Annotated in this window: 23 protein-coding genes; 16 read left to right on the top strand and 7 right to left on the bottom strand. The window is 60.3% G+C overall.

Going from position 1 to position 23,559, the window contains the following annotated elements:
* Positions 1 to 52: 52 nt before the first annotated feature.
* The 7 genes from AC06G5_RS22995 to AC06G5_RS22965 are packed head-to-tail and all read left to right on the top strand — an operon-like array spanning position 53 to position 7,004.
* Positions 53 to 1,387 carry a Tad domain-containing protein gene (locus tag AC06G5_RS22995; protein WP_480458370.1) on the top strand — a complete coding sequence of 445 codons (1,335 nt, stop codon included), beginning with the start codon at positions 53 to 55 and terminating at the stop codon, positions 1,385 to 1,387.
* Between the two features lie 8 nt (positions 1,388 to 1,395).
* On the top strand, positions 1,396 to 1,875 hold the full coding sequence (locus AC06G5_RS22990; protein ID WP_480458368.1) for a TadE/TadG family type IV pilus assembly protein: 480 nt from the start codon (positions 1,396 to 1,398) through the stop codon (positions 1,873 to 1,875).
* Complete coding sequence (locus tag AC06G5_RS22985) at positions 1,875 to 2,369, top strand: TadE/TadG family type IV pilus assembly protein (protein WP_480458366.1); 495 nt, start codon at positions 1,875 to 1,877, stop codon at positions 2,367 to 2,369. Before AC06G5_RS22990 ends, AC06G5_RS22985 begins: the two co-directional genes overlap by 1 nt.
* Positions 2,363 to 3,583 (top strand): AAA family ATPase, encoded by a 1,221-nt coding sequence (locus AC06G5_RS22980; protein WP_480458364.1) that lies wholly within the window; start codon positions 2,363 to 2,365, stop codon positions 3,581 to 3,583. Before AC06G5_RS22985 ends, AC06G5_RS22980 begins: the two co-directional genes overlap by 7 nt.
* Before the next feature lie 3 nt (positions 3,584 to 3,586).
* On the top strand, positions 3,587 to 5,029 hold the full coding sequence (locus tag AC06G5_RS22975) for a TadA family conjugal transfer-associated ATPase (RefSeq protein ID WP_480458362.1): 1,443 nt from the start codon (positions 3,587 to 3,589) through the stop codon (positions 5,027 to 5,029).
* A complete protein-coding gene (locus AC06G5_RS22970) occupies positions 5,026 to 6,012 on the top strand; it encodes a type II secretion system F family protein (RefSeq protein ID WP_480458360.1) in 987 nt (328 codons plus the stop codon). Before AC06G5_RS22975 ends, AC06G5_RS22970 begins: the two co-directional genes overlap by 4 nt.
* Before the next feature lie 29 nt (positions 6,013 to 6,041).
* Positions 6,042 to 7,004 (top strand): type II secretion system F family protein, encoded by a 963-nt coding sequence (locus tag AC06G5_RS22965; RefSeq protein ID WP_480458358.1) that lies wholly within the window; start codon positions 6,042 to 6,044, stop codon positions 7,002 to 7,004.
* Between the two features lie 214 nt (positions 7,005 to 7,218).
* Here the strand turns inward: AC06G5_RS22965 and AC06G5_RS22960 are convergent, their stop codons facing one another.
* The 4 genes from AC06G5_RS22960 to AC06G5_RS22945 form a co-directional block, all read right to left on the bottom strand.
* A complete protein-coding gene (locus tag AC06G5_RS22960; protein ID WP_480458357.1) occupies positions 7,219 to 7,494 on the bottom strand; it encodes a DUF3613 domain-containing protein in 276 nt (91 codons plus the stop codon).
* Positions 7,495 to 7,512: 18 nt separating this feature from the next.
* Complete coding sequence (locus tag AC06G5_RS22955; RefSeq protein ID WP_480458355.1) at positions 7,513 to 8,226, bottom strand: tetratricopeptide repeat protein; 714 nt, start codon at positions 8,224 to 8,226, stop codon at positions 7,513 to 7,515.
* A gap of 119 nt (positions 8,227 to 8,345) precedes the next feature.
* Positions 8,346 to 9,569, bottom strand: coding sequence for a type II and III secretion system protein family protein (locus AC06G5_RS22950; RefSeq protein ID WP_480458354.1), 1,224 nt, complete (start codon positions 9,567 to 9,569; stop codon positions 8,346 to 8,348).
* A 636-nt stretch (positions 9,570 to 10,205) separates the two neighbouring features.
* Complete coding sequence (locus AC06G5_RS22945; protein WP_413704187.1) at positions 10,206 to 10,832, bottom strand: alanyl-tRNA editing protein; 627 nt, start codon at positions 10,830 to 10,832, stop codon at positions 10,206 to 10,208.
* An 89-nt stretch (positions 10,833 to 10,921) separates the two neighbouring features.
* On the opposite strand from AC06G5_RS22945, the gene AC06G5_RS22940 reads away from it, so the two are divergent.
* The gene (locus AC06G5_RS22940) at positions 10,922 to 11,920 is read left to right on the top strand and encodes a LysR family transcriptional regulator (protein ID WP_413422612.1); all 999 of its coding nucleotides are present in this window, start codon (positions 10,922 to 10,924) and stop codon (positions 11,918 to 11,920) included.
* Positions 11,921 to 11,979: 59 nt separating this feature from the next.
* Here the strand turns inward: AC06G5_RS22940 and AC06G5_RS22935 are convergent, their stop codons facing one another.
* Together AC06G5_RS22935 and AC06G5_RS22930 are read right to left on the bottom strand one after the other, a co-directional pair.
* Positions 11,980 to 12,387, bottom strand: a complete 408-nt coding sequence (locus AC06G5_RS22935; RefSeq protein ID WP_007991629.1) for a PA2817 family protein — start codon at positions 12,385 to 12,387, stop codon at positions 11,980 to 11,982.
* 74 nt (positions 12,388 to 12,461) lie between these two features.
* The gene (locus tag AC06G5_RS22930) at positions 12,462 to 14,909 is read right to left on the bottom strand and encodes an acyl-CoA dehydrogenase (RefSeq protein ID WP_413422614.1); all 2,448 of its coding nucleotides are present in this window, start codon (positions 14,907 to 14,909) and stop codon (positions 12,462 to 12,464) included.
* 251 nt (positions 14,910 to 15,160) lie between these two features.
* On the opposite strand from AC06G5_RS22930, the gene AC06G5_RS22925 reads away from it, so the two are divergent.
* From AC06G5_RS22925 to AC06G5_RS22910, 4 genes are all read left to right on the top strand, one after another.
* Positions 15,161 to 15,820, top strand: coding sequence for a transglutaminase-like domain-containing protein (locus AC06G5_RS22925; RefSeq protein WP_413422616.1), 660 nt, complete (start codon positions 15,161 to 15,163; stop codon positions 15,818 to 15,820).
* Positions 15,821 to 15,863: 43 nt separating this feature from the next.
* Positions 15,864 to 16,487, top strand: coding sequence for a glutathione S-transferase family protein (locus AC06G5_RS22920; RefSeq protein WP_480458352.1), 624 nt, complete (start codon positions 15,864 to 15,866; stop codon positions 16,485 to 16,487).
* Positions 16,488 to 16,620: 133 nt separating this feature from the next.
* The gene (locus AC06G5_RS22915; RefSeq protein ID WP_007991636.1) at positions 16,621 to 17,553 is read left to right on the top strand and encodes an ABC transporter ATP-binding protein; all 933 of its coding nucleotides are present in this window, start codon (positions 16,621 to 16,623) and stop codon (positions 17,551 to 17,553) included.
* Positions 17,550 to 18,329, top strand: coding sequence for an ABC transporter permease (locus tag AC06G5_RS22910; protein WP_007991638.1), 780 nt, complete (start codon positions 17,550 to 17,552; stop codon positions 18,327 to 18,329). The genes AC06G5_RS22915 and AC06G5_RS22910 overlap by 4 nt, the downstream gene beginning before the upstream one ends.
* A gap of 153 nt (positions 18,330 to 18,482) precedes the next feature.
* Here the strand turns inward: AC06G5_RS22910 and AC06G5_RS22905 are convergent, their stop codons facing one another.
* Positions 18,483 to 18,998, bottom strand: a complete 516-nt coding sequence (locus AC06G5_RS22905; RefSeq protein WP_413422621.1) for a DUF2062 domain-containing protein — start codon at positions 18,996 to 18,998, stop codon at positions 18,483 to 18,485.
* 135 nt (positions 18,999 to 19,133) lie between these two features.
* Here AC06G5_RS22905 and AC06G5_RS22900 point away from each other — a divergent pair, with 135 nt between their 5' ends.
* From AC06G5_RS22900 to lpxK, 4 genes are all read left to right on the top strand, one after another.
* Entirely contained in the window at positions 19,134 to 21,368 is a 2,235-nt protein-coding gene (locus AC06G5_RS22900) for a DNA internalization-related competence protein ComEC/Rec2 (RefSeq protein ID WP_480458351.1), read from the top strand.
* Between the two features lie 98 nt (positions 21,369 to 21,466).
* Positions 21,467 to 22,102 (top strand): MotA/TolQ/ExbB proton channel family protein, encoded by a 636-nt coding sequence (locus AC06G5_RS22895; RefSeq protein WP_057400367.1) that lies wholly within the window; start codon positions 21,467 to 21,469, stop codon positions 22,100 to 22,102.
* Entirely contained in the window at positions 22,099 to 22,527 is a 429-nt protein-coding gene (locus AC06G5_RS22890) for an ExbD/TolR family protein (RefSeq protein WP_413422625.1), read from the top strand. Before AC06G5_RS22895 ends, AC06G5_RS22890 begins: the two co-directional genes overlap by 4 nt.
* Positions 22,527 to 23,537, top strand: a complete 1,011-nt coding sequence (lpxK, locus tag AC06G5_RS22885) for a tetraacyldisaccharide 4'-kinase (protein ID WP_413422627.1) — start codon at positions 22,527 to 22,529, stop codon at positions 23,535 to 23,537. The genes AC06G5_RS22890 and lpxK overlap by 1 nt, the downstream gene beginning before the upstream one ends.
* Positions 23,538 to 23,559 lie beyond the last annotated feature (22 nt).

Raw genomic sequence — 23,559 nt, 5'->3', positions numbered from 1 at the left:
ACCTCGGCATTGGCAAAGCCGATCCGGATCAGTATCGGCAATCGAGGGCTTGATGATGAATCTTCGTATTCAGCGGCCGTTCACTTCGACGCCAAGGCGCCAGGTAGGATCGGTGAGTGTATTGATGGTACTCTCGTTGGCGGTGATGGCCATGATGGCAGCGTTGGCTTTGGACGGCGGGCATATGCTGCTGAACAAAACGCGCCTGCAGAATGCGGTGGACGCCGCCGCCCTGAGTGGCGCCAAGACCCTGAGTCAGGTGGAGGGGGGCGTCAACAGTGCCAGCGCGACGCGTACCGCCGCCCTCAATACGCTGACACAGAATGCCAATGCCACGGGCAACAACGAATTGGCCACGTCTGTCGGCGGCAATGCCGGTGCATTTGCAGTTGTGGAACTGGCAAGCAGCGTCTATGGCCCGTTCTCCTATCCCGGGCCGGCCGATGCCAAGTACGTTCGGGTATCGGTACCAAGCTATAACCTGACGGGATTTTTCTGGAACTTCGCCCAGACATTCGGCCCTGGCGGCCTGGGAGCCAAAGCGGTGGCGGCGATCGCCACCGCTGGCCCCAGCCCTACCACCCCCTGCGATCTTGCACCTTTGATGGTTTGTGGCAATCCGGCTCAGTACAACCCGGGCGCCGGCCTGTTCTGGGGCTTTCAATTTGGTGATTTGCAAGTATTGAAGACGGCTGCCGGCAGTTCGTCGCCCATTGGTCCAGGCAACTTTCAGTTACTCGATTTTGGCTCGGGCGGCAGTCAGGTCAGGGAGGATCTGGCCGGAGGCGGCAAGGTCTGTCGCGATGTTGGGGACAATGTCCAGACCGCTCCTGGCAACACGGCCGGCCCCACCTCTCAAGGCCTGAATACGCGCTTCGGCATCTACAACGGCGGCCAGATCAGTGCCTCCGCCTATCCACCGGATCTGGTGACCACGTCCAGTAACCCTGCAATCACTGACAACGGCACAGGCCCGAAATACCAGGGGCAAGCCGTCACCTCGAACAATGGCAATCTCACGGCGGGCGGCAACGCGATACTGGACTATAACGACTGGCGTGCGAGCGTTGCCGCGTGTGTGGCAGGGGGGAGTGGTTGTCAGGGCAACGGGGTGTTCGAGCGTCGGATGCTGAAAGTCGTGGTGGGCAACTGCACCGGCAAACAGGGCGGTTCAACCTCGATCCCCGTCCTCGGTTTTGGCTGTTATTTCGTTGTGCAGCCCATGAGTGGCGGCGGCGGCGACTCGCAGATCTTTGGCCAGTTCGTGAAGGAGTGCGAAGGCGACAACGTGGCCGGCCCCTCGCCGTCAACCTCTTCCGGCCCGCAGATCATTCAGCTCTACAAAACCTATCTCAACGGCAGCGGCACTCCGAGCACTGACTCGTAGGAGGCGTCATGAGACTTCACGGATTTAAGAATCGGCAGCGCCAGCAAGGCCTGGCCATGGTGGAGTTCACCCTGGTCCTGCCGGTGTTGCTGTTGCTGATGCTGGCCTTCGGTGAGTTCGGCCGCATGCTCTATCAGTACAACATCCTGCTACAGGCCAGCCGCGATGCCGACCGTTTCGTCGCCAACCAGGCCTGGAACTCGACGCTGGGTACGATCACTCTGAGCAATACGCTACTGACCCAGACGAAAAACGTTGCGGTGTATGGCGTGCCGGCCAACACCGGGACCGCTGTGGTGTCAGGGTTGACGACTGGCAACGTGGTCGTCGCCGCGGTGGGCACCGACCATGTGCGGGTCACCATCACTTATACGTTCTGCCCGGTGATTGGCGCTGGCAATTGCACCGGATCGCTTCCCGGTTTTTTTGGTAATCAGATTGCACTGAGCATTCCGCTGGTCGCCACTACCGTGATGAGGGCTCTGTGATGAATAGAAAACACATGCGCGGCACCTATACGGTGGAGTTCGCCTTCATTGGTCTGCTGATGTTCACGTTGTTGTTCGGCGTGTTGGAAATGGGCCGCCTGTACTTCACGATCAATGCGCTGGATGAAGCCGTGCGCCGCGGTACACGCCTGGCGGCGGTGTGCAATATCAGCGATCCGGTGGTGTTGCGGCGGGCGATCTTCAACGCGGCGGGCGATGCAGGTAATAGCCAGCTGATCGGCAATCTGGCCACCACCAACCTGACGTTGACCTATCTGGACGTGAATGGTGCTCTGGTGGCCAACCCCGGCGACCTGGTCAGCGCCAACGGTTTTCGTGCCATCCGCTATGTCCGGCTAAGTTTGCAAAACTTCGTTTTCAATCTGTTTATTCCCGGGTTCGGCGTGCCCATTACCTTGCCCGCATTCAGGGCAACGTTGCCACGTGAAAGCCTCGGGCGTCATTCCGATTCCGGGGAGATCACGCCATGCTGAATACCAGGGACACTCCTCTCTCCAGTTCGACCGGCAAAGCCGGGCTCAGGTTGCTGATCAGCAGCCGTGATGCCACGTCGTTGCGCGATCTGCAGAGCGTCTGCCAACGCATGCCCGGCCTGGAGGTGAGTACTCGCCTGGTGAGCAATGGGCATGTCGACCCGCTCTACGGTCTGGACCGGATGCCCGATCTGTTGCTGTTGCGCGTCAGCCACCTATGGCGTGAAGAGCTGGCGGCACTGTTGCAGCGCCCGGCCCATGAACGTCCGCCGATGTTGGTGTGCGGACTGCTGAGTGAACAGGAAGGCATGCGCCTGGCGATGCAGGCCGGCGCCCGTGATGTGCTGCCGGAGCCCGTCGCCGAGACAGAACTGGTTGCCGCCTTGAATCGGCTGGTCATGGAGGTTCGGACAGGCAGCGGGGCAGTAGGAAAATTGCTCGCCGTGATCAGCGCCAAGGGCGGTTCCGGCGGCACCATGCTGGCCTGCAACCTGGCTCAGCAGCTCAGCATCAAGGGTGGCAGTACCCTGTTGCTGGACATGGACCTGCAATTTGGCAGCGTGACGCATTACCTGGATGTGGCGCAGACCCACAGCCATCTGGAGGTGTTGCATCAGATCGACGGCATGGACAGCGTCGCGCTGCGCGGTTTTTGCAGCCACTTCAGCCCGACCTTGCATGTGCTGGGTGGCCGGGCCGGTGAACTGTGTCTGCCGCAGGATGCCCAACCCGAGCAACTTGACACCCTGATGCAGTTGGCCCGCGCCAGCTATGACTGGGTGGTGGTCGATCTGCCGCGGCAGATCGACCACCTCACAGGCTCCGTGCTGGAACAGGTGGATAGGGTGTACGTGGTGGTGCAGCAGAGCGTCAGCCATCTGCGCGATGCCAGCGCCCTGGTGCGGATTCTTCGCGAAGACCTGGGCGTGCGTGGGGATCAATTGCAGATAGTGGTCAACCGCTATGACAAGACGGCAGCGGTCAGCCTCAAGGATATCGGCGAGGCCCTGCGCTGCACGAACCTGTCGAAATTACCTAACGACTTCAACCTGGTCAGCCAGAGTCAGAACACTGGCGTGCCGTTGGGTGTGCATGCGCCGAAGGCGGCGATCACCGTTGCCCTGCGCAACGTGGCCGATGAGTTGGTCGGCAACCAGATGGCTGGAAAAAAAGGCGTGCTCAAACGCGCCTTCAACCGTTTTTTCGGGGGGTGACCCATGATCAGCGACTTTCGTAACCGCTTGCGCAAACAGGCCGGTAAACCCGCCTCATCACCGGCTGGCCAGCCGGGTGACGAGCTGCTGGATCCGGCGGAGGAAGTCATGGCGTGGGAACGTGCAACGCCGGACGTTCTTTACGAAACCAGAAGTCAGGTCACCCCGGTAGAAGCCGAGTGGCGAGAAAGGATCTACCAGCAGTTGCTCAAGGTCATGGACCTGTCCATGCTGGACTCCCTTGAACAGGCTGAGGCCGCGCGGCAGATTCGCGACATTTGCCAGCGCCTGCTCGATGAACATTCGGCACCGGTGAGTACTTCCAGCCGCCAGTTGATCATCAAGCAGATCACCGACGAGGTGCTCGGCCTTGGCCCTCTGGAACCGTTGCTGGCTGACCACAGCGTGTCCGACATTCTGGTCAACGGCTTTGCCTCGGTCTATGTCGAGCGCTTCGGCAAACTGCAACGCACCGATGTGCGCTTTCGCGATGATCAGCATTTGCTGAACATCATTGACCGCATCGTCTCCAGCCTGGGTCGGCGTATCGACGAGTCCTCGCCATTGGTGGACGCCCGGCTCAAGGACGGTTCACGGGTCAACGCGATTATTCCGCCGCTGGCCATCGACGGCCCGAGCATGTCGATCCGGCGCTTTGCGGTGGACCTGCTCAATACCGACAGCCTGATCCAGGTTGGGACCTTGACCCCGGCCATTGCCCTGCTGCTCAAGGCGATTGTCCGTGGGCGCTTGAACGTGCTGATTTCCGGCGGTACCGGCAGCGGCAAGACCACCATGCTCAATGTGCTGTCCAGTTTCATTCCGCACAACGAGCGCATCGTCACCATCGAAGACTCGGCCGAACTGCAACTGCAGCAGCCCCACGTGGTGCGCCTGGAAACCCGGCCTTCGAACATCGAGGGACGTGGCGAGGTGAGCCAGCGGGAGTTGGTACGCAACAGCCTGCGTATGCGGCCGGACCGCATCGTGATCGGCGAAGTGCGCGGCGTCGAGGCGCTGGACATGTTGACTGCGATGAACACCGGCCACGACGGCTCGTTGACCACGATCCACGCCAACACCGCGCGCGATGCGTTGGGGCGGATCGAGAACATGGTGTCGATGACCGGGGCGACCTTCCCGATCAAGGCCATGCGTCAGCAGATCGCTTCGGCCATCGATGTGGTGATCCAGCTGGAACGCCAGGAGGACGGCAAGCGCCGACTGGTCAGTGTGCAGGAAATCAACGGCATGGAAGGCGAGATCATCACCATGACCGAAATCTTCTCCTTTGCGCGCCATGGCATGGGCGAAAACGGCGAAGTGCTGGGTGATTATCGGCCCAGCGGCATGATCCCCGCCTTCCGCGATGTGCTGGCCAAGCGCGGCATCGAGTTGCCGCTGACGATGTTCAGACCTGAGTGGATGGAGGCACGGCAGCCATGAACCAGGTTCCCAGTGAATTCATTCTGATGTTCCTCGGCATGGTGTTTATCGCTGTCTTCCTCCTGTCCCAGGGCGTGGCGGTGCCGGTATTCGGCGAGGCCGGCAAGATGCGCAAACGCATTCGCGGTCGCTTGCATGTACTGGAGAAAGCCAACCATCTACCCAACATGCAAACGGTATTGAGACAGAAGTACCTGACGCGTTTGTCGCCACTGGAGGCCAGGCTTGAGCAGCTGCCCTTTATGGAAGCATTGACGCAAATGATTGAGCAGTCCGGGCACGAGTATCGGGCCTATCGGGTATTGCTGCTCGGGCTGGTGCTGGGTGTCTGGGCGGGTATCCTGATCTGGATGGTCTCGCCAATCTGGTGGATGGCACTGATCGCGGGTTTCGCGGTCTTCTGGTTACCACTGCTAAAAATCTCTCGTGACCGTAGCAAGCGTTTCGCTGCGTTCGAGGAAGGCCTGCCGGACGCGCTGGATGCCATGTGCCGCGCTCTGCGCGCCGGACACCCATTCAACGAAACCCTGCGCCTGGTGGCCGAGGAGCACAAGGGGCCGGTGGCTCAGGAGTTCGGCCTGACCTTCGCCGATATCAACTATGGCAACGATGTGCGCCGGGCCATGCTCGGTCTGCTGGAGAGAATGCCCAGCATGACGGTGATGATGCTGGTGACCTCGATCCTTATTCATCGCGAGACCGGCGGTAATCTGACCGAGGTGCTGGAGCGTCTGAGTAGCCTGATTCGCGGGCGTTTCCGTTTCCAGCGCAAGATTAAGACCTTGTCGGCTGAAGGACGTATATCGGCTTGGGTGCTGGTGGCCACTCCCTTCGTGTTGGCTGCGGTGATCCTGGCCACAACCCCCAGTTACTTGCCTTTGCTGGTCAATGATCCGCTTGGCCACAAGCTGATCATCGGGGCTTTCGGCGCCATGTTGCTCGGGATTCTCTGGATCCGCAAAATCATCCGGATTCAGGTTTGAGTGGTATTCGTTTCGCGGAGGTGCAGGTCATGGACTATTTGCTCGGGTTGTTCAGTCAGGTGGCGGGCAATGCGCAGTTGGCGCGTATGTTGTTCGTCTGTGCCATCGGTTTGAGTGCGGTGTTCGCAGCCTTCACTGTGATGTTGCTGGTGTTGGGGCTACAGGATCCGGTACAGCGTCGTCTGGCACTTATCAAACGCGGTCATTCAGGGAATGTCGCCGGGCAGGACGCGCCGGGCAATCTGCAGTTATTGCTGGAGCGGGTCGGTCAACGCTTTGGCTCGGCTGAGGCGGCTAAGACGTCTGCCACCCAAACCCTGTTGATGCACGCCGGTTACCGCTCGCCTTCGGCGGTTCAGATGTACTGGGCGGTGCGCTTGCTGTTGCCACTGATTTCGGTTGGCCTTGCGCTGTTATTGTTGCCGATGTTCTCCGGGCTTACTCTGAATATGGGGTTGTTGGTGGTGTCAATGACGGCTGCTGTCGGGTGGTTGCTACCCGCGGTGTATGTCGACAAGCGCAAGCAGGCCAGGCAGGGCAGCCTGCGTGCCGCCTTTCCGGATGCCCTGGACCTGATGGTGGTGTGCGTGGAGTCGGGTCTGGCATTGCCGCAGACCATCGAGCGGGTGGCGGAGGAAATGTCGGTCAGCCAAGTTGAATTGGCGGAGGAGCTGGCGCTGGTCAACGCGCAAATCCGCGCCGGTGTTCCCAGTACCGAAGCGCTCAAGCAACTGGCTGTGCGCACCGGGCTGGAGGATGTGCAAGGGTTGGTCAGCCTGTTGGCGCAAAGTATCCGCTTCGGCACCAGCGTGGCCGACACCCTGCGCATCTATGCCGATGAGTTCCGTGACCGGCGTACGCAGGCCGCCGAAGAGAAGGGGGCGAAAATCGGTACCAAGCTGGTATTTCCGCTGATTTTCTGCCTGTGGCCAAGCTTCTTTCTGGTAGCCATTGGTCCCCCTCTGATCAGGGTAATCAGAGCATTCGGGTGAGGTCAAACGGCCGGAGGCTGTCGAGTGCGATGGCCTTGCCACCCGAGTCTGATCTGCACTTTCCTGCCATGGACCTACACCTCTGTTCCGGTGTAATCCGGTCAGGGTTGGACAATGTGTAGAGACCACTACTTTCCTGCACACGACATCAAGCCCGGCTTTGCAGCCAGGCCACTCTGGACTACGCCAGAGGCTGATCACCCATCGACAGGCCTCAGTTGCCGCTACCGATAGTCATTTGTCCCGCTGCATCTTGGTCAAAATATTGCGGAATCGGGTAGCTGAAGCTATTCAGCCAGCGCTGCATGGCCAGGTCACGTTCGGTGGCCGAAGCGGTTTGCAGTATTGGGGAGGCAACCACACCGCGAATCTGCAGCTGCAACCACTGTTCGGTGCCTTGTTGATACGGCGAAGAAGGGCCCGGCTCAATGGCCCAGGCAGTGGTGGACAGGCAAGTCATGCACAGGATCAACAGCCTTTTGGTATTCATCTCGACTCCTCGTACGTTCTACTTGTTCGCACTGGAAGAGGCATCGGCTACCTCAGCCTTGCGATTCCCATCGGTAGCCACCACTTTCTTGGCGGAGGCCTTGAGTTTTTCCGCGCGGCTTTGAGCCTCTGCGACTTGCTTGGGGCTCAAGTCAGCGCGGGTCACCAGTTCAGCAGCCCCCTTCCAGTTATCCTGGTAGATCAGCAGCGTCACCATGTTGAGTGCCGCCAGTGTGTTGGCCTGCTTGAGCTCCATGGCGGTCATGAACTCAAAGCGTGCTTCGGGGATCCGTCGCTGATTGAGGTAGACGACCCCCAGGTCATTGCGCATCCTTTCGTCGGTAGGGGCCATCTTCACCGCACGCTCAAGGTGAGTGGCAGCGCTGGCGTTATCATTTCTGGCGGCGGCCAACTGGCCCAGGCCATGTTCCCCTTCAGCCGCCAAACAGGTGCCGAGCAAGCTTTCGTACAACGGCTGCGCGTCGCCGCCACGGCCCATCAAGCGCAGCACCCGAGCCTTGCGCAGGCGAACCTGGACCAGGTTATCGGGCAAACCTTCCAGATTCGCCAGGCTGGCATACAAACGGCCTTCTTCGGCCATGTTGTCGGCCAGGTTCAGGGACAGTTCTTGCTCCGAACCGGGCTTGGCACAGCTGGCCGGCCGCGAAGCAGTGCCATTGCTTGCACAACCTGCGAGCATCAATGTCGCCACTATTGCAATGACTGCTTTCATCGAAGGTCCTCTGGCGACAACAGGTTGAACGCCTGGCCAATGGCAATACAGCTGGCCCGGCAAGCGTTCAAGGTCACCGTTACGAGTGAGGGCGAGGCAAGTCCGGTTCAGGCTTCGGTTCATTGCGAGAGCCCGCTGAGACTGTCGAAGTCGCCATTTTCGAGGAAAAACATGCGGTAGAAGTTCGGGTCGTAATTGCGCAGTTGTTCGCCAGGCAATGACGGCAGTTGTGCATTGGCCGCCAGTGGCTGGACCAGATGCGGGGTGACGATCATCAGCAGTTCGCGCTCTTCACGGTTGATGGTGTTGTCGCGGAAAAACGCACCCAGCACCGGGATATCGCCCAGCCCCGGAAACTTGTTCACCTGAGAATCGTTGTGGGAGCTGATCAGGCCGCTGATGACGAAGCTTTCGCCGTCGGCCAGGGAGATGCTGGTATCGGTACGGCGCACGGTCAGGGCCGGGACTACCGTGCCGGCGATGCTCACGGCGTTGGTGAAGTCCAGTTCACTGACTTCCGGCGCCACCTTCAGCGCGATACGGTTTTTCCCGACGATGGTCGGCGTCAGGGTCAGGCGGATACCGAACTCCTTGTACTCGATGAAAATGTTATCGCTGCCTGAACTGGGCACCGGAATCGGTATTTCACCGCCGGCCAGGAAGCTCGCACTCTGCCCACTGAGCGCTACCAGGCTTGGCCGCGCCAGGGTGTAGGCGAAACCACTGCCTTCCAGCGCATTGAGCGCCACCAGGGTATTGCCGGTAGCAAAAGTGAGGTTGAAGTTGTTGTTGTTCACCGGTACCACCGGCGTGACAATGCCGCCGATGGTGGGCAAGGTTCTCGGCGAGCCGAACAGGAAATTGCCGCGGATGCCGAAAATCGAGGCGGAGGCTTCCTTGAGCTTGGTCCGGCTGACTTCAACGAAGCGGATATCGGTCTGCACCTGGCTCGGCAGCAGCGGGTCGTCGGAAGGCACCGACGGCACGCTGGTCAGCGCCGACGTGGCTTTACCCTTGACGAACACCATGCTTTGGCGCGGCGTTTTCGAACAGGCGGTCCAGACCATCAGGCTGGTGGTCCCCGGCGCAATGCCCGTGAGTATGAAAGCGTTGCTGCCGCTGGGTTGCACGTCGGCAATTTTCGGGTCACCCACCGCCAGTTGCGTTACCGGAACGGGGCTGCGCAGTTCACTCTGCAGTCCCTGGCCGACCTCGTACGTTGTCGGCCAATTTTCCAGTTGCGGACAGTTGGCCGGCGCGGCCTGAGCCGCATCCACGCTGAGGCCCACCCAGAACAGGCCATGGATAATTCGCTTGAAAGCGGGCACGGGATGAAGGCTCATTTGGTACATCCTCACTGGATAGGCCGTCTTTAGGCAGACTTGGTTGTCTCGGATCACTTCACGGGGATCGGGCTATCCCCCCCAATGCGCCAGACCTCTTATCCACGGCCCTGGCGTTATTCCTTGCGTACTACACACGAGCGGGTGCAATTCGCTGATCCGGCTGGACAGCGAGCGACCTTTGCTGAAACGGTTTTTAGTGATCCGGTTACCTGGACTGCCTGTCGGAGCGATACTCGCGCCTGTGGACGGTACGGTCCGCCAACCTGGTTCCCCCGCAAAGTAATCGGCACTGAAGGTACAGAGCCGGAAAACGCCTGCCAGGATCATGGTGAGGTAACTCCTTTTGCCAGTCCGCTATCTGATCACTGAAGCTGACGTGGAAATTCGGTCCGTCATGACTTCTTATTGTTTGAAGGTAGTTCAATCAATCCAAAGTGCCATGATTTTTAAGAAAACCATTGGTGCAAAGACTGGAGCCAGGCGGGTGGGCGGGGTCGCAGCGCAATGCGCTCGCCTGATGTCGACCCGTTGCGCTGAAGCAAAAAAAGGCCCGCCAGTCTGACTGAGCGGGCCTTTTGCGTTCCAGGCAATGCTTGCATCGAAAAAGTCAGGCGTCTCACGAACGCCCTGTGTTCAGTCCACGTGGTAGTGGACCGACAGCGTGCCTTTCTTTTGCGAAAGGGTGCTGATCGTGATCGCGCCCAAATCCTTCAGGCTACGTACATGGGTGCCGCCGCAACCGTAGGCGGGCAGTTCACCGAAACCGATCTCCCGGACGCCTTCGCGCAGTGAGGTCAGGCGCGGCAGATCGTGGTCGATCCACTGCCCGATGCCCTGCTCAATTGTCCGGGCCTCAACGTCCTGCGCCGAGTTACCCGGTTTGAATTGCACACGACCTTCACCAGGCCAGTGATGCGCCTTGATCGGCATCCAGCCCATGGCTTGTACAAAGTGCCCGATCAAATGCCCGGCCGAATGCATGCGCGTGTTGAACAACCGCTGTTGTTCGTCGACGCGGATTTGAGTCATGCCGGTTTTTACGGGGCGGTCGACAAAGTGAATGATCCGCTCGGGATCCTGGACCACGCGCAGCACCTGGCTTTCGCCGATCCAGCCGGTGTCGCAAGGCTGTCCGCCGCCTTGAGGGTGGAACAGGGTTGCTCGCAAGACCACGGCAAACTCGTTTTCGTGGGGGATGCATTCCAGGACTTCCACGTTGGCCTTGAGCTCATCACTATGGAAAAAAAGGCGCAGCGTCATATTCCAGGCTCGTATTGAATATCTGTTTTTATTATAGAAAGCCGGTAAATGCGTGATAATCCGGGCAAACATCAAAGGACTGTTGCGCTGTGAGCATAAATCTTCCGCTGCCGCTGCTGGGTGAAATGGCGATTTTCGTCAAGGTTGTCGAGACGGGCAGTTTCTCCGAGGCGGCTCGCCAGTTGGGTACTTCGCCCTCGGCGGTCAGTCGTAGCATTTCGCGTCTGGAGAAGGCGCTCGCGACCCGGTTGCTGCAACGAACCACGCGCAAGCTGCGCCTGAGTGACGGTGGCGAGGAGGTGTTCAAGCGCTGCCAGGATATGGTCAATGCCGCCCGGTCAGTGATGGAAATCAGTGGTCAGTTCACCGATGAACCCGAAGGGCTGGTGCGTATCAGCGTGCCGAAAGCGGTGGGCCGGATCGTGATTCACCCGCACATGCCGGAGTTTTTGCGCCGTTATCCCAAAGTGGATGTGGAGATGTTGCTTGAGGACCGTCAGGTCGATCTGATTGACGATCACGTCGACCTGGCGATTCGCATCACCGACCGGCCGCCTGCGGGGCTGGTGGGGCGGCAGTTGCTGACGATCGATCATTTGCTCTGCGCCACACCGCAGTATCTGGCCGAGCACGGCACGCCGACTCATCCCCATGATTTGCTCAACCACAGTTGCATTTACCTGGGCGAAACCCCGAGCGATGCACGCTGGAAATTCAAGAAGGGCAGCAAAACCGTAACCGTCGGTGTGCGTGGGCGGTATGCCGCCAATCACACCGGCGTGCGTTATGGCGCGGTGTTGCAGCACATCGGGATTGGCAGCCTGCCGTATTTCACGGCGCGGTATGCCCTGGAGAAGGGGTTGATGGTGCAAGTGCTGCCGGACTGGACCTTTCTGGCGTCCTATCACGGCGGCGCCTGGTTGTTGCACTCGCCAACCCGGTACCTGCCTCCCAAGCTTCGGGTGTTGATTGATTACCTGGTGGAGTGTCTGGAGAAGGAGCCGACGTTGGGCAAGCCGGGCAGGTCGAATGGTCCGGGTTGGTCGCCATCGGAGTATGAACTGCCGGAGAGTGAGGGCTTGTTCTGAACGCAAAAAAGGCCCGCATGTTCAACCATGCTGGCCTTTTGCGTGAATCAGTCGGGGGATCAGTGCTTACTGTCCTGGTTCGACAGCGCCAGCAGCTGCTTTTCCTGGTTCCAGTCGAACGGTTCGTCGTTCTGTTCGGCTTCGAAGCGACGCTCTTCCAGTGCCTGATACAGGTCGATTTCTTCATCGGACAAGTAGTGCAGGCAGTCACCGGCGAAATACCACAGCAGATCCCGTGGAATCAGGTGGGCGATTTGCGGATAACGGGAAATGACTTGAGTCAGGATGTCCTGGCCCAGGTATTGGCTTTCGATCGGATCGATCGGCAGTGACGCCAGCAGTTCGTCGAAGCGCTCAAGGAACAAGGCATGGCTTTCTTCGGGAACCTGCTCGGCCTCACCTACGGCGACCAGGATGCTGCGCAGGTGGTCGAGTAAAACGAGATGATCGGCAACGATGTTGGACACGAGATAAGTCCTCAAGAGCAAAACGGGCGCGGGAGTATAAAGCGCCCGCGCCCGTTTTTACATGTTTGAAGGGATCAGCGGACTTTTCCCTTGGCCAGTGCCAAAGCCTTTTGGTCAAAGTCATCGACATCGATCACCTTGCGCCGGGCCGCCTCGGCTTCACGCAGGGTTTGGGCCTCCACCGGCTGCAACACGCCAGCCTCGAACGCGGCATCGATCAGCGACTCGCCGGGAAGCGGTTTGACCTGGCCACTCTTGAGTGCCACATGCAGCTTTTTGTACAGCGGCTGTGCGGCGCTCAACAGATTGCAGGCGTGTTGCAATGCAGCCACCGGATCGTCGCTCGCTTGCGGGCGATAGCAACCCAGGAGCAATTCCTCCAGGGCCGGGTCGCCCTTGGCGCGGCCAATCAACGCAGCGACTTCGGCCGCGAGTTTGTCCGATGGCCCTTTGTGCCGGCGACCGAACGGGAACACGATCACCCGCAGCAGGCAGCCCACGACCTTGTTCGGGAAGTTGCTCAGCAGTTCATCCATGGCGCGTTCGGCCTGCCCCAGGCTTTCCTCCATGGCCCAGGCCAGCAGCGGCGTCATGTACTGCGGTGAGTCGAGATCGTGGTAGCGCTTGAGGGCGGCGCTGGCCAGGTAAAGGTTGCTCAGCACGTCACCCAACCGCGCGGACAGACGCTCCCGGCGTTTCAGTTCACCTCCCAGTAGCATCATGCTGAGGTCGGCGAGCATGGCGAAAGCAGCGGCCTGACGATTGAGTGCGCGGAAGTAGCCCTGGCTGAGTTTGTCGCCCGGGGTGTGTTCCAGGTGCCCGAAACCAAGATTCAACACCAGAGTACTGGCGGCGTTGCTCACGGCAAAGCCGATGTGCTTGAGCAGCAGGCCATCGAACTCTGTGAGCGCCTGATCCTTGTCTTCACGGCCAGCAAGCGCCATTTCCTTGAGGACGAAGGGATGGCAACGAATCGCGCCCTGGCCGAAAATCATCAGGTTACGCGAGAGAATGTTCGCGCCTTCCACAGTGATGCAGATCGGCGCGCCCTGCCACATGCGTCCGAGATAATTGTTCGGCCCCAAGATGATCGCCTTGCCGCCGTGCACATCCATGGCGTGGCTGATGCACTCGCGGCCGCGTTCGGTCAGGTGGTACTTGAGAATCGCCGACAGCACCGACGGTTTCTCGCCGAGGTCCACCGCGTTGGCGGTGAGCATCCGCGCGGCGTCCATCATCCAGGCGTTGCCGCCGATGCGGGCCATGGCTTCCTGAATGCCTTCGAAAGCGGCAATCGGTACATTGAACTGCTCGCGAACCTGAGCGTACTGGCCCGTCACCAGGCTGGTGAACTTGGCCATGCCGGTGCCCACCGCCGGCAGGGAAATCGAACGCCCGACCGACAGGCAATTCATCAGCATCATCCAGCCTTTGCCGAGCATTTCCTGGCCGCCGATGAGGAACTCCAGCGGGACGAACACGTCTTTGCCTGAGTTCGGGCCATTCATGAAGGCGGCGCCCAGCGGCAGATGCCGGCGGCCGATCTCGACACCGGCGGTGTCAGTCGGTATCAATGCCAGGCTGATACCCAGGTCTTCCTGTTCGCCCAGCAGGTGATCCGGGTCATAGGCCTTGAAGGCCAGGCCGAGAAGGGTGGCCACCGGGCCGAGGGTGATGTAGCGCTTTTCCCAGTTCAGGCGCAGGCCGAGGACTTCCTGGCCCTCCCATTGCCCTTTGCAAATCACTCCGGAGTCCGGCATGCCGCCAGCGTCGGAGCCGGCCAGCGGACCGGTCAGGGCAAAGCACGGGATGTCGTCGCCGCGTGCCAGGCGTGGCAGGTAATGATTGCGTTGTTCGTCGGTGCCGTAATGCAGCAACAGTTCGGCCGGGCCGAGGGAGTTGGGGACCATCACGGTGGAGGCGAGGTCGCCGCTGTGGCTCGCCAGTTTCATCGCCACTTGCGAGTGGGCATAGGCGGAAAAGCCCTTGCCGCCAAACTCCTTGGGGATGATCAGGGCGAAAAAGCCGTTGTCCTTGATGAATGTCCAGGCTTCGGGCGGCAGGTCCATGGTTTGACCGAGCTGCCATTCATTGACCATGGCGCAGAGTGTTTCGGTCGGCCCGTCGATGAAAGCCTGTTCCTCTTCGTTCAATTGCGCTTTGGGATAGGACAGCAGTTTGCTCCAGTCCGGACGGCCACTGAACAGTTCGCCGTCCCACCAGACCGTGCCGGCCTCGATGGCATCGCGTTCGGTTTGCGACATGGGCGGCAGGGTTTTCTGGAACCAGTTGAATATCGGTGTGCTGAACAATTTGCGGCGCAGGTCGGGCAGCAGCAAGGGCGCGGCGACGGCGGCGATCAAGACCCAGAGGACCAGCAGCAACCAGCCCGGCGCGCGACTGAAAGCGCCCATTGCCACGACATAGACGGCCACGACGACCAGGGTGGGGAGCGGGGCGATGCGGCGGTGGGCCAAACAGGCAATACCGACCAGCAAAACCAGTATCCACAACAGCAGCATATTCATTCCTCCGTGAAACCAGGGCGAACCAGCCCTCAGAGCTTAGACGGCATCCGCAAAACAGGCAGGCCTGAGCGATGTGATTGGAATCTTGAAAACCCCGGATGATTTTCGTGCGGCAGGCGGGCCGCCACACACGTGGGAAAAGCGTTTATCGAGTGAACGGCAAAGCGCCCATGTTTGGCCGAAACGTCGTTATCTCTGTGCTGAAGCTCTCGCTAGACTCGGGGCTTCCCCAGGAGATTATTCTCATGCACGAGTACCTGAGTCCCGGCCGCTTCATCGATAGTGACCATCCGTCGGTGGTGGAGTTCGCCGAAATACATCGTGGCGCCAGTCGCGATCCGATTGAGCAGGCGATCAGCCTCTATTACGCCGTGCGTGAAGCGGTGCGCTACAACCCGTACACATTCAGTCGCGATCCGCAGACCCTGCGCGGCAGTCATGCATTGGCGACCGGGGAGAGTTACTGCGTGCCCAAGGCCACGTTGCTGGCAGGCGCGGCGCGGCATTGCGGGATTCCCGCGCGGATCGGCCTGGCGGATGTGCGCAATCATTTGTCGACGCCAAGGCTGCTTGAATTGCTCAAGAGCGACATGTTCGCCATGCACGGCTACACCGAGTTTTATTTGCAGGATCGCTGGATCAAGGCGACACCCGCGTTCAACCGGAAACTCTGCGACCTGTTCAATGTGGCGCCGCTGGAATTCGACGGGATCAACGACAGTGTTTTTCATCCCTTCAACCGCGATGGCGCGAAGCTGATGGAGTACCTGGTCGATCACGGCCAGTTCGCCGACGTACCTGAGGCGTTCTTTTTCGAGCACCTGGAAAAATGCTATCCGCACCTGTTCGGTGAGCAACAGCAACCGCTGTTGGGCGACATGCAGAGCGATTTGAGTCGTGCCTGATCCGGCGTATGCTGCCTGCCCACTTACCGAAAAAGAGGCGGTCATGCTGAAGATCTGGGGTCGGAAAAACTCATCGAATGTCAGAAAACCATTGTGGGCCGCCGAAGAACTGAGGCTGTCCTACGAGGCTATCGATGCCGGTGGCGCCTTCGGTGTCGTCGATACGCCCGAGTACCGCGCGATGAACCCCAACGGTCGGGTTCCGGTGATGGAAGACAATGGTTTTGTGTTGTGGGAATCCAACGCCATCGTACGTTACCTGATGGCCCGTCACGCCGACGGCACGGCCTGGTATCCGGCGGATCTGCAAGCCCGTGCCAGCGCTGACAAATGGATGGACTGGACCACCTCAAGCTTTGCCGGCCCGTTCCGTACCGTGTTCTGGGGTGTGCTGCGTACCCCGGCAGACCAGCAGGACTGGCCCGCCATCAAGGCCGCGATCAAGGAATGCGACACGCTGCTGGCGATGGCCGATCAGGCGTTGGCGAACAAACCCTACCTGTCCGGAGACGAGATCGGCATGGGCGATATTCCCCTGGGCAGTTTCATTTATGCCTGGTTCGAGATGCCGATCGAGCGTGCGCCGCAGCCTCATCTGGAAGCCTGGTATGCACGATTGCAACAGCGTCCGGCGTATCGCAAAGCCGTCATGACCGCGTTGACTTAATACTCACTATCGACACACTTGACTGTACTTGTGTGGCGGCGACAAGCACCATTGCGCTCATGCGACGTGGTTGCAATGCGCGCCGCCCGCCCTTACCTGACCCTTTCTTCCCTTCTTGGTGCGTAAATCCGATATGAGTTCCGCTCTGTCCATCCGGCAGCTAACCAAAACCTACGGCAACGGTTTCCAGGCCCTGAATGGTATCGATCTGGATGTCGCCGAAGGTGACTTTTTCGCCTTGCTCGGCCCTAACGGCGCCGGCAAGTCCACGACCATCGGCATTCTCTCGACCCTGGTGAACAAGACCAGCGGCACAGTGAATATCTTCGGCCACGACCTGGACAAAAATCCTGCGCAGCTCAAACGCTCCATCGGCGTGGTGCCTCAGGAATTCAACTTCAACCAGTTCGAAAAGACCTTCGACATCGTCGTGACCCAGGCCGGGTACTACGGCATTCCGGCGAAAATCGCCAAGGAACGCGCCGAACAGTACCTGACCCAGCTCGGCCTGTGGGACAAGAAGGATGTGCCTTCGCGTTCACTGTCCGGTGGCATGAAGCGTCGCCTGATGATCGCCCGCGCGCTGGTCCATGAACCGCGCCTGCTGATCCTCGACGAACCGACTGCCGGGGTGGATATCGAGCTGCGTCGCTCAATGTGGAGCTTCCTCACCGAGCTGAACCAGAAAGGCATCACCATCATCCTCACCACCCACTATCTGGAAGAGGCTGAGCAGTTGTGCCGCAACATCGGCATCATCGACCACGGCACCATCGTCGAGAACACCAGCATGCGTCAGCTGCTCAGCCAACTGCATGTCGAAACCTTTCTGCTGGACCTCAAGGGCGTTCTGCCAGCCGCGCCTCAGTTGCTCGGCTACCCGTCCCGGCTGATCGACAGCCACACCCTGGAAGTCCAGGTGGACAAGTCCATGGGCATCACCGCGCTGTTCACCCAGTTGGCACAGCAGAACATCGAAGTGCTGAGCCTGCGTAACAAAACCAATCGCCTCGAGGAGTTGTTCGTGTCCCTGGTGGAGAAAAATCTGTCGAAGGTGGCGGTATGAGTTCAGAGCTGCGCCCCAACCTCGTTGCCCTCAACACCATCGTTTACCGTGAAGTCCGGCGATTCACCCGGATCTGGCCGCAGACCTTGCTGCCGCCGGCCATCACCATGGTCCTGTACTTCGTGATCTTCGGTAATCTGATCGGTCGGCAGATCGGCGACATGGGTGGCTTCACTTACATGGAGTACATCGTGCCGGGGCTGATCATGATGTCGGTGATCACCAACTCCTACGGCAACGTGGTGTCGAGTTTCTTCGGCAGCAAGTTCCAGCGGTCCATTGAAGAATTGATGGTCTCGCCGTTGTCGCCGCACACCATCCTGATCGGCTACACCCTGGGCGGCGTGCTGCGCGGCTTGATGGTGGGGATCATCGTGACCCTGCTGTCACTGTTCTTTACGCATTTGCAGGTGCATCACCTGGGCGTGACCATTCTGGTGGTGGTGTTGACCGCGACGATCTTCTCGCTGCTGGGCTTCATCAATGCCGTGTTTGCGCGCAACTTCGATGACATTTCGATCATTCCGACTTTCGTGCTGACGCCACTGACCTACCTGGGCGGGGTCTTCTACTCGATCACCTTGCTGCCGCCGTTCTGGCAGACCGTGTCCCTGGCCAACCCGGTGCTGCACATGGTCAACGCATTCCGTTACGGCATCCTCGGCGTATCGGATATCCGGATCAGCGTGGCCATCGCCTTCATGCTGGTCGCGACCGTGGTGCTGTATTTCGGTTGTGCACGGTTGCTGGTCAGCGGGCGCGGGATGCGTACCTGAGAAATACCGAGTCGTCTGTTTCGCGAGCAAGCCCGCTCCCACACTCGATCTATGTCGCTAAGTAGATCCCCTGTGGGAGCGAGCTTGCTCGCGATGGCGCCAGTCCGGACACCAAAATAAAACGGCCTCCCAAGTGGAGGCCGTCTTGCATTCTCACATCCGGCTCTTCTTGCGCCGCTTCCACTGCCTGGCCACCCACCAGCGCCAATACATCATCACCAGGAAGTAGGCCAGCGCACCGAGTGCCAGCCCCGTCACTACCGAGCCCAACAGAAACGGTTGCCACAAGGTCGAGATTTCCCCCCTGATCCATTCCCAGGTCAGTGAGTCCGGCAACTGCCGGGCGGGAACGTCCATCAGCCAGGCGCCGGTCTGGTAGGTGCAGAAGAATACGGCGGGCATGGTGATCGGGTTGGTCAGCCAGACCAGGCTCACGGCAATCGGCATGTTGCCGCGCACGATGATGGCGAGGATTGCCGCCAGCAACATCTGCAGCGGGATCGGCAGGAACGCCGCAAACAGGCCCACCGCCATGGCGCGGGCAACGGAGTGGCGGTTGAGGTGCCACAGGTTGGGGTCATGCAACAGTGTGCCGAGAAAGCGTAAGGACTTGTGTTCCCTGATACTCATCGGGTCTGGCATGTAACGTTTGAATAAGCGCCGGGGCATAAGGCTTCTCGGTCGGTCAGGGTGGCAAGTATGTCTGGATTCTATGAACGCCCCATTCAGACTTTGTGACAATTGATAACGGCGCCTGCGCGACGGGCGGGCTAAGCCTTGGAGGGGACTCTCAAGGACGGGCTTATGCGCACAGGGATGATGGCGCTGGCGTTGGGTCTGCTGACCTTGCGTTTTTTACCGGCATTACCGCCGGTCTGGTTGTGGCTGGCGATGCCGGTGGCGGGCTTGATGTTGTTGCCGTTCAGGACGTATCCGCTGGCGTTTTATTTGTTCGGTTTGAGTTGGGCCTGCGCGAATGCGCAGTGGGCGCTGGATGACCGGTTGCCGCCGGCGCTGGACGGAGAAACCCGTTGGGTCGAAGGGCGGGTCACAGGTTTGCCCCGGCATGACGACGGTGTCGTGCGTTTCGAATTGACCGACATCCAGTCTCGACGTACCCGGCTGCCGCGGCAAATGCGTCTGGCCTGGTATGGCGGGCCGCCGGTGAATAGTGGCGAACGTTGGCGCCTGGCAGTCAAGCTGAAGCGCCCGGTCGGGCTCCTCAATCCGCAGGCCTTCGACTACCAGGCCTGGTTGCTGGCACAGCGCATCGGGGCGACCGGGACGATCAAGGCGGGCGAACGCCTTGCGCCAGCCCAATGGGCCTGGCGCGACGGAATCCGTCAGCGCTTGCTGGCGGTGGATGCCCAGGGGCGAAGCGGCGCGTTGACGGCGCTGGTACTCGGGGACGGCGCCGGGCTGAGTCGTGAAGACTGGCAGGTATTGCAGGACACCGGCACGGTGCATCTGTTGGTGATTTCCGGGCAGCACATCGGATTGCTGGCGGGAGCTGTGTATCTGCTGATCGCCGGCCTGGCCCGCTTTGGGTTATGGCCGAACCGTCTGCCATGGTTGCCTTGGGCGTGTGGCCTGGCATTCGCCGCTGCGCTGGGTTACGGGATGCTGGCCGGTTTCGAGGTGCCGGTGCGACGAGCCTGCCTGATGCTTGGTCTGGTGTTGTTGTGGCGTCTGCAGTTCCGCCATCTCGGTGCATGGTGGCCCCTGTTGTTGGCACTCAACGGCATTTTGCTGCTGGAGCCGCTGGCGAGTCTTCAGCCTGGTTTCTGGCTGTCTTTCGCGGCTGTGGCAATCTTGATATTTACCTTCGGCGGCCGGTTGGGGCCCTGGCGGTGGTGGCAATCCTGGACCCGCGCCCAGTGGCTGATTGCAATCGGACTGTGTCCGTTATTACTGGCACTGGGGTTGCCCATCAGTCTCAGCGGGCCGCTGGCCAATTTGTTCGCCGTGCCCTGGATCAGTCTGGTGGTACTGCCACCATCGTTGCTCGGGACGCTGTTGCTGTCGGTGCCTTACGTGGGTGAGAACTTGCTGTGGCTGGCGGGCGGCTTGATCGACTGGTGGTTCAGGGGATTGGGGCTCGTCTCCGGTCAGGTTCCCGCGTGGGTGCCCATGGCGGTCCCGCCATGGGCCTGGGCAATCGGTGCCATTGGCGCTTTTTTGCTATTGCTGCCGCGAGGCGTACCGATGCGTCCGTTAGGGTGGCCCATGCTGTTGATCCTGGTTTTTTCGCCCAGGCCGATGGTGCAGGAAGGCAGGGCCGAAGTCTGGCAACTGGATGTCGGCCAGGGTCTGGCGATCGTGGTGCGCACCCGGCATCACACGTTGCTGTATGACGCCGGACCGCGTTTCGGTGAACTCGACCAGGGGGAGCGGGTGGTGCTGCCGGCGTTGCGCAAACTGGGGGTGAAGGACATCGACCTGATGCTGATCAGTCACGCCCATGCCGATCATGCAGGCGGTGCCCGGGCGATTGCCAAGGGCTTGCCGGTGAAACAGGTGGTCAGTGGTGAACCGTCAGACTTGCCCGTGGAGTTGCAGGCCGAGCGTTGTGAGAGTGGACGGCAATGGACCTGGGATGAAGTCGATTTCCAGCTTTGGCACTGGCCATTGGCCGGCGACAGCAATCAGAACTCCTGTGTCCTGCTGATCGAGGCCAATGGCGAACGGTTGCTGTTGAGTGGCGACATTGATGCCGCCGCCGAGAGGGCCCTGCTGGACAGCCCGTTGGCCCTGCCCACCGACTGGCTGCAGGCGCCACACCACGGCAGTCGCAGCTCGTCGTCCGGGGCCCTTCTGGATGTCCTGCAACCTAAAGGTGCGCTGATCTCCCGTGGCCAGGGCAATTCGTTTGGCCATCCGCATCCCACGGTGATCGCGCGTTATCAAAAACGTGGAATGGCGATCTACGACAGTGCAGAACACGGTGCCATTCGTCTGCAACTGGGACGCTTCGAGCCGCCGTGGTCAATGCGCCAGGAACGGCGTTTCTGGCGCGATCCGCCGCCCTCGAACCAATAAGCGAGCGCTATTAATGCCCGACCGGATGCGACATCACGGTCTTCGGTGCTTCCACCCCCTATGTTAGAGTGGCGCACTTTTTCGAGGGGACTGTCACTGTGTGGGAATTGGTCAAATCCGGCGGCTGGATGATGCTGCCGATCATTCTGAGTTCCATCGTGGCCATGGCCATCGTCGCCGAGCGTCTCTGGACGCTGCGCGCCAGCCGCGTGACCCCGGAGCACTTGCTCGGGCAGGTCTGGGTCTGGATCAAGGACAAACAGCTCAATAAGGAAAAACTCAAGGAACTGCGCGCCAACTCCCCGTTGGGCGAGATCCTGGCGGCCGGCCTGGCCAATTCCAGACATGGTCGCGAGATCATGAAAGAGTGCATCGAAGAGGCCGCTGCCCGGGTGATTCACGAGCTGGAGCGCTACATCAACGCGCTGGGCACCATTGCCGCCATGGCGCCTTTGCTGGGGCTGCTGGGTACCGTGTTGGGCATGATCGATATCTTCAGTTCGTTCATGGGCACGGGCATGATGACCAACGCCGCAGTGTTGGCCGGCGGTATTTCCAAAGCCTTGATTACCACGGCCTCGGGCCTGATCGTCGGTATCCCGGCGGTGTTCTTCCACCGGTTTCTGCAACGGCGCATCGATGAGCTCGTCGTGGGCATGGAGCAGGAAGCCATCAAGCTGGTTGAAGTGGTGCAGGGCGACCGTGACGTTGATCTGGCTGAGGGCAAAGCGTGAAATTCCGCCGCAAGCAACGGGAGAACGTGGACATCAACCTCGTGTCGCTGATCGACGTGGTGTTTGTCCTGCTGCTGTTTTTCGTCGTGACCACCACTTTTACCCGTGAGACCCAGCTGCGCGTCGACCTGCCGGAAGCGGTCAGCGGCTCTCCGTCCGAAGACCAGAACAAGCCGCTGGACATCGCCATCAGCGCCGACGGCGTGTTCTCGGTGAACAACCAGATCCTGCCGAAAAGCGACCTGGCCTCTCTGATGGACGCGCTGCAAAAGGAAGCCAATGGCGACACCAACCGGCCACTGTCGATCAGCGCTGATGGCAAGACGCAGCATCAGTCCGTCATCACCGCCATGGATGCGGCCGGCAAGCTCGGTTTCAGCCATTTGCGCATGACCACTGTCGAAGCGGCACCCCCCGCATCCTGATGGCCATGTCCGAACGATTGCTGGCGGCGTGGTACGCAGGTCATCCGGCCCTGAAACTGTTGCAGCCACTGGAGTGGCTGTACCGGCGCGTGGTCATGCATAAGCGCAAGCGCTTTCTGGCGGGTGAGGGCGAGATCTACCAGCCGCCGGTGCCGTTGATCGTGGTCGGCAATATCACCGTGGGTGGCACTGGCAAGACGCCGCTGATTCTATGGATGATCGAGCACTGCCAGCGCAGCGGCCTGCGGGTCGGTGTGGTCAGCCGCGGCTACGGTGCCAGACCGCCGCAGTTGCCATGGCGGGTCGAGGCCGAGCAGAGCGCCGACGTCGCCGGTGACGAGCCGTTGCTGATCGTCCAGCGCACGGGCGTGCCGCTGATGATCGACCCCAATCGCAGCAACGCTGTCCAAGCGTTGCTGGCCAGTGAGCCGCTGGACCTGATCCTGTCCGACGACGGCATGCAGCACTACCGCCTGGCCCGTGACCTGGAACTGGTGCTGATCGACGCCGCCCGCGGCCTGGGCAATCGCCGTTGCCTGCCTGCCGGGCCATTGCGTGAGCCGGTCGAGCGCCTGCAAAGCGTCGACGCGGTCCTCTACAACGGCGCCGCGGCTGACCGCACTGACGGGTTTGCCTTTCAATTGCAGCCCACCGCGCTGGTCAATCTGCGCAGCGGCGAACGGCGTCCCCTCGACCACTTCCAAAGCGGCCAGGCCCTGCACGCGGTGGCCGGCATCGGCAATCCGCAACGTTTCTTCAAGACCCTCGAAACGCTACACTGGAAGCCGGTTCCACATGCGTTTGCCGACCACGCCGAATACAGCGTGGAGACTTTGAATTTCGCGCCGTCGTTGCCGTTGGTGATGACGGAAAAAGACGCGGTGAAATGCCGTGCCTTTGCCGCCACCGATTGGTGGTACCTGGCGGTCGATGCTGTGCCATCGCCGGCCTTCGTGGCCTGGTTCGACACACAGCTGATGCGCCTGTTACCGGCTCGTTTGTTGCCTTAACTCCGTTTTTTCCAGGGAATGC

This window comes from Pseudomonas sp. WT-JTC (assembly GCF_056711565.1).
This window is presented reverse-complemented; position numbering and strand designations above follow the sequence as displayed.